Here is an 8,445-nt window from a genome sequence, read left to right as displayed (position 1 = left end):
GCCCGCGGTCCCGCGCTCCCGGGAGCGGCCCTTCCGGCTCTCCTCGCCCGTCCGGGCCGGCGCGCAGCGGTACGGCGGCGCCGTGGCGGCCGGTGCGGCGGACGGCTGGCCGGGGCTGCGCTCGGTGCTGGCCACGGTCGTCGGGCTCGGTCTGTGCGGAGTGCCGTACGCGGGCCCCGACGTCGGCGCGTACGAGGACGCGGGCTCGCCCGAGCTGTATCTGCGGTGGCTCCAGCTGGCTGCGCGGCTGCCGCTGTTCCGCGTCCGGTCCGGGTCGTACGCCGGCGGCGAGGGGCGTGAGCCCGGGGAGGAGGTACTGGGGCACGCCCGGGCGGCCTTGGTGGAGCGGGAGCGGCTGGGGCCGTACTTCCTGACGCTGGCGTACGTGGCGCGGCTGACCGGTGCGCCGTACGTACGGCCGGTGTGGTGGGACGCTCCCCGCGACCGGGGGCTGCGGGACTGCGAGGACGCGTTCCTGCTGGGGGACGGGCTGCTGGTGGCGCCGGTGCTGGAGCCGGGCACGGTCCGGCGGACGGTACGACTGCCGCGCGGGCGCTGGTACGACACGGTGACGGGCCGCTCGTACGAGGGGCCCGGGCGGGTGACGGTGGAGGCGCCGTTGGCGCGGATTCCGGTGCTGGCGCGGGCGGGCGTGGTGATTCCGGTCCGGGGCGACGACGGCGGAACGGAGCTGGAGGCCTGGGCGCCGCGCCCGGGGCGCCGCGGTGGCGGTGTGCTGGTGCGGAGCGCCGGCACGGGACGGGGGAAACCGGTGGTGGAGCGTTTCCGCACCCGGTGGGAGGACGGCCGGGTGGTGGTGGAGCGGGACGGCCATGCCGGGGCGGTGCCGTACCCGGTCCGGGTGCGGGGGGTGTGACCGGGGCCGTCAGCCGGCGTCCCGGCGGTAGCGGCCCGCGAACCAGGCGCGGGCGGCCTCGGTGTGCAGGGGGAACGCCAGCTCCCTGGGGCCGCGCAGCACGTCGTACCCGGCGGTCTCGTCGGTCGGCGCTGACGGCGGGAGGAGGCCGAGCGGGCGGGCGGGGAGGAGGCCGAAGAGAAGCAGATGGCCGTCGGGTGAGCTGAGCGCGTCGGCCAGGTCGACCTGTTCGGCGGTGGCCTCGATGCCGGTCTCCTCGCGGAGTTCGCGGACCACGGCGTGCCGCCAGTCCTCCCCGTGGTCGATGAATCCGCCGGGCAGGGCGAGGCCGCCGAGGCGCGGCTGGATGGTCCGGGTGATGACGACCAGGCCCCCGCCCGCGTCGTCGGTGACGGGGAGCAGGGCGACCGCGACGGGGAGCGGGTTGCGGTAGGCGGCCGTACCGCAGGCGGCGCAGGGGCGGGGCCAGGCGTCGGCGTGGAGTACGGAAGCGGCGTACGGGGCTCCGCATGCGGCGCAGTGGGAGTCGCGTACGGGCGGTGCGGTGGGCTCGGACACGGGCCGGACTGTATCGGATCACGCTTCCCCGGGGGGCCGGAACCTGATAGCGATGTGCACATGACAACACGCACCGGTATCGCCCCGCGCGTCCACACCGTCGTCGCCGCCGCCCTGCTGGCCGCGACCGCGTCCACCCCTTCGGCATGGGCGCGGCCCGCGCCGAAGGCACCGGAGGACTTCGTGACGCTGCGCTCCGTCGACCCCACCGTCATCGAGGAGATGCGGTACGCCACTCCGCACACCTTCATGGGCGTCCCGGTGGACGGATACCGGCAGCCGGTGTGCGTCCTGACCCGGCCCGCCGCCGAGGCCCTGCACCGGGCGCAGACGGCACTCCTCCGCGAGGGCTACTCCCTGAAGGTGTACGACTGCTACCGGCCGCAGCGGGCGGTGGACCACTTCGTGGGCTGGGCGAAGGACCTGGACGACCAGGCCATGAAGGAGGAGTTCTACCCGCGGGTGGACAAGTCCCGGCTGTTCGACGACGGTTACATCGCCGAGAAGTCCGGCCACAGCCGGGGCAGCACGGTCGACCTGACGCTGGTGAAGCTGCCCGCCGCACCGACGAGGGCGTACCGGCCGGGCGAGCCGCTCTCCCCCTGCTACGGGCCCCGCGACACGCGGTTCCCCGACAACTCGGTGGACATGGGCACGGGTTACGACTGCTTCGACACCCTCGCGCACACCGAGGATCCGCGCGTCCAGGGCGCCCAGCGGGCCAACCGGCAGCTGCTCAAGAGGACGCTCACCGGCCTCGGGTTCGTCAACCTGGCCGAGGAGTGGTGGCACTACACCTTCAAGCCGGAACTCTTCCCGGACACGTATTTCGACTTCCCGGTCGACCGGCGCTCCCTGCGGGGCCACTGACGGCGGGAGCGGCCCGGCACCGTGCGGAACCGCTCGCCGCAGGGCGTTTCCTGGCGCGGTCGGAGCCGTTACCTTGCCCTTATGACGCAACAGACGTTCGATTCGTACGAGGAGTTCTGGCCCTACTACGTCGCGATGCACTCCAAGGCCGCGACCCGCTGGGTCCATCTGACCGGAACGCTGACGGGGCTGGCGATCACCGCCTACGGGCTGGCGCGGGGCCGGAAACGGTATGCGGCGGCGCTGCCGCTGATCGGCTACGGGACGGCCTGGCCCGCGCATTTCCTCATCGAGGGGAACAACCCGGCCACCTTCGGCCACCCGGTATGGTCACTGCGCGGGGACGCGCAGATGATCCGGACGATGCTCGCCGGGCGGGACGCGGAGCTGGCGGAGACCGCCGCGAAGTGGCTCGCGGAGAATGCGGAGGGGTCCGCCGCCGGGTGAACCGCGCCGCGGGACGCCCTCGTACTCCGCTACGTACTCCGCTACGCGTCGCGGAGCCACTCCCCCGGCGGAACTCGGACGAATCCCTCGGTCCAGTGGTCCTCATCGAGCACGCAGGGGTCGAAGTAGAAGCACTCCGGCTCGTCACGGAAGCCCGGAAGCAGTCGAGCCTGTCGCACACGCTCTTCCGCCCGTTCGCGGGTCGAGTAGATTCCGAGCAGCTTCACGTCGTCGCCGTCCGACTCGTCGCAGAACACGCCGCTTTCATCGACGTGCACGGTGGAAGCGTCTTCGCCGGCTTCGTTCTGGTGGCCGACATGCCACAGCGGATACACGATCACGGGCGCGAAGGTACCAGCAGGTGACCTTGCCCGGTCTGCGTTTTCCTCGTCCCGCTCGCCTCCCGGCACCCGAGGACGCCCCTGGTGGGGACGTCCTCAGGTACCGGCCGGCTCCCTCAGACGCCCGGTGCGGGCCAGCGCGTGTTCGACGAGTTCGGCCAGGACGTCCCGGACCGAGGACCGGTCGCGGGCGTCGCAGAGCAGGACCGGGGTGTCCGGCCCGAGGTCGAGGGCGGCCCGCACAATGCCAGTGGGGAAGGTCTCCGCGCCCTCGAAGCAGTTGACGGCGACGGCGAAGGGGATGTTCCGGCGCTCGAAGTAGTCGACGGCGGCGAAGCACTCCTCCAGGCGGCGGGTGTCGGCGAGGACGACGGCGCCCAGGGAACCCTGGGCCAGTTCGTCCCAGAGGAACCAGAAACGTTCCTGCCCGGGGGTGCCGAAGAGGTAGAGCACCAGCTCCTCGCGGAGGGTGATGCGCCCGAAGTCCATCGCCACGGTGGTGGTCCGCTTGGTCTCCACCCCGGACGTGTCGTCGACGGGCCGCCCGGCCTCGGTGAGGTGTTCCTCGGTGCGCAGCGGTCTGATCTCGCTGACCGCGCTCACCATCGTCGTCTTGCCGACGCCGAACCCGCCCGCCACCAGGATCTTCAGGGTGACGGGCGCGACGGCCCGCTTGCGGCGGCTAGAGCGCCCGAAGGCCATTGATCACCTCGCGCAGAAGGTTCACGTCCGGCAGTTCGGCCGGCGGAACGGGTCGGGTCACCTGCACCAGCTCCTCCTCGACGAGATCGGCCACCAGTACCCGTACGACCCCCACGGGAAGGTCCAGTCCGGCGGCGAGTTCGGCGATCGACTGGGGCACGGCGCAGCAGAGTTCGACGATCTCCACGTGTTCCGGGGAGAGGGTGGCGTCCCTGTCCGGGTCGTCGGCGGCGGGTTCGGGTACGACGACCGCTATCAGGTCGAGCCGCAGGCGGACCGCGCCCGAGGTGCGTCCGCGGGTCATCGCGTACGGGCGCACGACCGGCCCCGCGTCCGCGTCGAACCAGGGCAGGGGCCGGGCGCCGGAGGCGGCGGCCGGCGATCCGGGGTCGGCGTCCCGGGCCGGGTCTGCGCTCATGCCATCCCTCACCCTCCGGCTGGCGTACCGGGCGTACGGGGTGCGTTGACCAGGTGGGCCCCCACGCGCTTGACCATGAGCGTCATCTCGTACGCCACCTGGCCCACGTCGGAGTCCGCGTCGGCCAGTACGGCCAGACAGCTTCCGTCCCCGGCCGCGGTGACGAAGAGGAACGCCTCGTCGAGCTCCACGACCGTCTGGCGCACCTGGCCGGCGTCGAAGTGCCGGCCCACGCCCTTGGCCAGGCTGTGGAAGCCGGAGGCCACGGCGGCGAGGTGCTCACTGTCCTCCCGGCTCAGGTCGCGGGAGGTGCCGGTGGCGAGTCCGTCCCGGGACAGGACCAGGGCCTGCCGGATGCTGGACACGCGGTCCACGAGTTCGTCGAGCAGCCAGTTGAGTTCGCCGGACCCCCTGCGTTCGGAGTCGTGTGCGGCGGCGTGCGGTGCGGTCATCGACCGTCCCCTCCCGGTGGTGTTCCTCGGTCCGAGTCGCCCGTGTCGGTCGGCTCGGTCGGCTCGCCCGCGTTCTGCCGTCGTCCGCGCTGCCAGCCCCGCTGGAGCGAGGCCATGCGGTCGCGGACCTGTTCGGCCTCGCGCTGGATGTCGTCGCCTCCGGCAGCGGGGGCCTCCTGCCCGGTGCGGCCCTCCGCCTCCTCGCGGAGCTGCGGTACGAGGCTCGCCTGGCGGATGCGCCGGGGCAGGCCCCCGACGGTGTCGAGGACCCGCACGTTCACGGGCTCGGCGTCCGGCTCCGGGGGCCCGGGGGCGACTGCCGGGGGCGGGGCCTGCGCCGGGTCGGGGACCCGCGGCACCGGAGGCGGGGGCGCGTCGGAGGCCCGGGGTACCGAGCGGGCGGGGCCTCCGGAGCGGGGTGCGCCGATACGGCGGCCGTGCTCGGCGACGAGCGTCGGGGGCGTACGGCGGGGCAGCGGCGCCGGTCCGTCGAACCGCATCGGGCGCACCGAAGGCGCCGCTCCCTCGTGCTCGTCGCCCGCCTGCTGGTGCTGTTCCTGTTCGTCGCCCCGGCGTGGTTCGCGGGCGCGGAAGAGGCCGCCGCGTTCGCTGTCGCTGTCCTCCAGATCACCGAGACCGCCGAGGACGGGGGCGAGCGCCGGGTCGAGCGCCCGGTCTCGGGCGCGCTCGAAGGCCGCGCGCTCGCGGGGCCCCATCGGGGCCTCCAGCTCGACGGGACCGTCGATCGGGGGGCTGCCGCCGGGTCCGGCCGGGGCCGACGGGAGCGGGGAGGGCGCCCCGGCCGCCTTCTGCTCGGAGCGCGGCCCGGGCAGGGCACGTTCGGTCCTGCGGTCGAGCCGGAACCCGGTGCCGTGGGTCTCCGGCGCCTCGGTGAGCAGGTTGGCGGGGATGAAGACGACCGCTGTGGTGCCGCCGTACGGGGACTTCTGCAGGGAGACCCGCACCTTCTGGCGCTGGGCCAGCCGGCTGACGACGAAGAGGCCGAGCCGGTCGGTGTCGGAGAGTTCGAAGTCGGGGGTCTCGGCGAGACGGAGGTTCGCGTCGAGCAGGATCTCGGGGGTCATGCCGAGTCCGCGGTCGTGGATTTCGAGGGTGAAGCCGTTGGAGACGCGGTCTCCGTGCACCTGTACGCCGGTGTGCGGCGGTGAGAACGCCGTGGCGTTCTCCAGGAGTTCGGCGATCAGATGGGTCAGGTCGGCGACGGCGGGCCCGCCGACGCCGATGCGCGGGAGTCTGCGCACCTCGATCCGCTCGTAGTCCTCGACCTCGGCGACGGCGGCGCGCACCACGTCCATCAGCTGGATCGGCTTGCGCCACTGGCGGGACGGGGCTGCGCCGGAGAGGATCACCAGGCCCTCGGCGTGCCGGCGCATGCGGGTGGTGAGGTGGTCGAGGCGGAAGAGGTCGGCGAGCTCCTCGTCGCTCTCGGTACGCCGCTCCATCGCGTCCAGCAGGGTCAGCTGGCGGTGCAGCAGTACCTGGTTGCGGCGGGCGAGGTTGACGAAGACCTCGGAGACGCCGCGCCGCATGTCGGCCTGTTTGACGGCGGCTTCGACGGCGGCCCGCTGGAGGGTGTTGAGCGCTTGGCCGACTTGCCCGATCTCGTCGGGTTCGTAACTCAGGTGCGGGGCCTCGGTCTCCACGTCGATCTGCTCACCCGCGGCGAGCCGGCGCATGACGCCCGGCAGGCGTACGCCCGATGCCTCGTGGGCCTCCTTACGGAGCCCGGAGAGGTCGCGGACCAGTTCGCGGCCGATCCGTACGGAGACGAAGACGGAGACGAGCAGCGCCAGGAAGCCGAGGACCCCCGCGACGCCCGCGAGGACGAGCACCCGGTAACCGGCGGGTTCGGCGCGGTCCTGGAAGCGGTTGGTCATCTCGGTGTAGTCGTTGGCCAGCCGGTCCAGTACGGGGGGCGCGGCCCGCTGCCAGCGGGCCGTGTCGATGCCCGCGCGGTCGCGTGCCTCGCCGCCCGTGATGAGGGCGTTCTCGGCGGTGCGCAGGGGTTCGGTCTCGGGACTGGCCCAGAACCGTTCGACGCGCAGGCGTTCGTCACCGGGGAGCATGTCCAGGTTGATCTGGTAGAGCAGTTCGCGCTGGGCGACGAGTGCGGCGACCTGGCGCAGATCGGCGTCGGTGAGCCGCGAGGTGAGGAGCCCGGAGGCGACCAGCGCGTCCTCGCGGGAGAGGAGTTCACGGGCGCGGGAGACGCCGACGAGCGCGCGGACCTGCTTGTCCAGCGAGACGTGCTCCATGGTGCGCAGACCGTTCAGGAAGCGGTACGCGGGGTCCACGAGACGGTCGTAGAAATCCATCGCGCGCAGCCTGGTGATACCGCGGTTCTCCACGGACTGGCGGAGCGAGGGGAGCCCGTCGGCCGCGCTGAGCACCGCGTCGAGGCGCCCCTGGGAGTCGCCGCTCAGCTCCGCGCGGATGTCGTCGCGGCCCGCGCCGTCGCGGATCGCGGCCACCGTGCGGTCGGTGACGGCCTGTTGGCGGCGCAGCAGCGGCAGCGCGTCGGAGGCCCGGGGGTCGGCGAGGAAGACGAGCGTCTGGCGGCGCTCGTCCTGGAGGGAGCGGACCGCCTGTTCCAGCGGGTGACCGACCTTTTCGACGATGGAACCGGCGTCCATCATCTGGCTCGCCTGGCGTCCGGTCACATAGGTGGCGAACGCCCAGAGCGCGGTGAGGGAGACGAGGGGCACGAGAAGCAGTGCCGCGATCTTCCTGCGGATGGACTTCCCGCGAAAGCGCATGGCCTCCCCCAGCTCGACCCCCGTGCACGGAGGTGTGTCCGTCGGTTCCGCGTCTGGAAACGGCGCGAGCCTACTACTGACACTCTGACAACTCGAAGGACCGTCCGGGCGATTTTCGGCCTTCCCACACGGAGTTGACGCGATTCATTCCCGCATTTCCGGACGCGGAACTCGGCGTGCAGCAGAAACGCGCATGCCGGAACCCTTGAATCCGATACCGGACACTGGCCGGAATCACGCGTTTCGTGACCCCCGGCCGGGCGAATCGTTGCCAACTCACGGGAATCTTCCTGTCCATGTATTCGTCCATGCGTACGGGGCAGGAGTCACGCCGGAGGCCGGTGCGGCAGGACCGCTCGATTCGCCGCGCGGACGGCCCGGCCGGTCCGCGTAGAACGGCGGCAAGCCGGGCAGTCACCCTCAAGTCGGTCAGCGGTGGGGAGTTGAAGGTCCTTTGAGCACTCGGGAACGCCGGGGCGCCGCGTCGTCGGACGCCATGCCGGTGCGGGAGGCGCGTGTGCCCCGTCAGTTGTGGGTGGAGGAGCCCGCGGTCCGCGGACGGATGCCCGATCCGGTCCGCACGGCGGCGGTGCGCGCCGTGCTGATCGTGTCGCTGACGCTCATCCTGGCCATGGTGGCGTTCCTGTGCACCCTCGCGGGGTCCTGGCTCGCCTTCCCGATGGTGCTCGGCTCGGTGGCCGGCACGGTCGGGGCGACCTGGTCGGTGCTGGACGTCTGGGTGACCCGTCAGGTGTGGAACCAGCGGCACGGTGTGGTGTCGGTGCCGAGCAGCACCGCGCGGCAGGTGCGACGCGAACGCCGGCGGGCCCGGCGCGCGGAACGCCGGGCCCCGCGCGAAGGCGGCGCGGCCATAAAAGGGCACAGGCACGGCGCGAGGGGCGGGAACCGGCTCTCGCGAGTGTGAGCCCGGCGGCCGTACGCGTCGGGTCCGAAGGTGCCGTAGACCGCGCGGAACCCGCGGTCGACGCTGCCGACGTTGATG

10 protein-coding genes are annotated in these 8,445 nt (G+C 72.7%); 4 read left to right on the top strand and 6 right to left on the bottom strand.

The window, feature by feature from the left end:
* Positions 1-877, top strand: an 877-nt coding sequence (locus ACWD3D_RS28935) for a TIM-barrel domain-containing protein (RefSeq protein ID WP_451463725.1), incomplete at its 5' end; no start/stop codon positions are given.
* Between the two features lie 9 nt (positions 878-886).
* Here ACWD3D_RS28935 and ACWD3D_RS28930 read toward each other — a convergent pair.
* Positions 887-1,435 carry an NUDIX domain-containing protein gene (locus ACWD3D_RS28930; protein WP_451463724.1) on the bottom strand — a complete coding sequence of 183 codons (549 nt, stop codon included), beginning with the start codon at positions 1,433-1,435 and terminating at the stop codon, positions 887-889.
* A gap of 60 nt (positions 1,436-1,495) precedes the next feature.
* Between ACWD3D_RS28930 and ACWD3D_RS28925 the strand changes: the two genes are divergently transcribed.
* Both ACWD3D_RS28925 and ACWD3D_RS28920 read left to right on the top strand, forming a co-directional pair.
* Positions 1,496-2,305: a M15 family metallopeptidase gene (locus ACWD3D_RS28925; RefSeq protein ID WP_451463723.1), complete on the top strand. Its 810-nt coding sequence runs from the start codon at positions 1,496-1,498 to the stop codon at positions 2,303-2,305.
* Between the two features lie 81 nt (positions 2,306-2,386).
* The gene (locus ACWD3D_RS28920; protein ID WP_451463722.1) at positions 2,387-2,752 is read left to right on the top strand and encodes an Mpo1-like protein; all 366 of its coding nucleotides are present in this window, start codon (positions 2,387-2,389) and stop codon (positions 2,750-2,752) included.
* Between the two features lie 41 nt (positions 2,753-2,793).
* Here ACWD3D_RS28920 and ACWD3D_RS28915 read toward each other — a convergent pair whose 3' ends face one another.
* The 5 genes from ACWD3D_RS28915 to ACWD3D_RS28895 form a co-directional block, all read right to left on the bottom strand.
* A complete protein-coding gene (locus tag ACWD3D_RS28915; protein WP_451463721.1) occupies positions 2,794-3,093 on the bottom strand; it encodes a DUF7336 domain-containing protein in 300 nt (99 codons plus the stop codon).
* A gap of 96 nt (positions 3,094-3,189) precedes the next feature.
* The gene (locus ACWD3D_RS28910; protein ID WP_451463720.1) at positions 3,190-3,795 is read right to left on the bottom strand and encodes a GTP-binding protein; all 606 of its coding nucleotides are present in this window, start codon (positions 3,793-3,795) and stop codon (positions 3,190-3,192) included.
* Positions 3,776-4,213 carry a DUF742 domain-containing protein gene (locus ACWD3D_RS28905; protein WP_451463719.1) on the bottom strand — a complete coding sequence of 146 codons (438 nt, stop codon included), beginning with the start codon at positions 4,211-4,213 and terminating at the stop codon, positions 3,776-3,778. Before ACWD3D_RS28905 ends, ACWD3D_RS28910 begins: the two co-directional genes overlap by 20 nt.
* 8 nt (positions 4,214-4,221) lie before the next feature.
* Positions 4,222-4,665: a roadblock/LC7 domain-containing protein gene (locus ACWD3D_RS28900; RefSeq protein WP_451463718.1), complete on the bottom strand. Its 444-nt coding sequence runs from the start codon at positions 4,663-4,665 to the stop codon at positions 4,222-4,224.
* Complete coding sequence (locus ACWD3D_RS28895; protein WP_451463717.1) at positions 4,662-7,442, bottom strand: nitrate- and nitrite sensing domain-containing protein; 2,781 nt, start codon at positions 7,440-7,442, stop codon at positions 4,662-4,664. Before ACWD3D_RS28895 ends, ACWD3D_RS28900 begins: the two co-directional genes overlap by 4 nt.
* A gap of 517 nt (positions 7,443-7,959) precedes the next feature.
* Between ACWD3D_RS28895 and ACWD3D_RS28890 the strand changes: the two genes are divergently transcribed.
* Positions 7,960-8,367: a hypothetical protein gene (locus ACWD3D_RS28890; protein ID WP_451463726.1), complete on the top strand. Its 408-nt coding sequence runs from the start codon at positions 7,960-7,962 to the stop codon at positions 8,365-8,367.
* Positions 8,368-8,445: the final 78 nt, after the last annotated feature.

This window comes from Streptomyces sp. NPDC002690, assembly GCF_053592415.1.
Note: the sequence above shows the minus strand (reverse complement) of the source record. Positions and strands in the feature narration are given on the sequence as shown.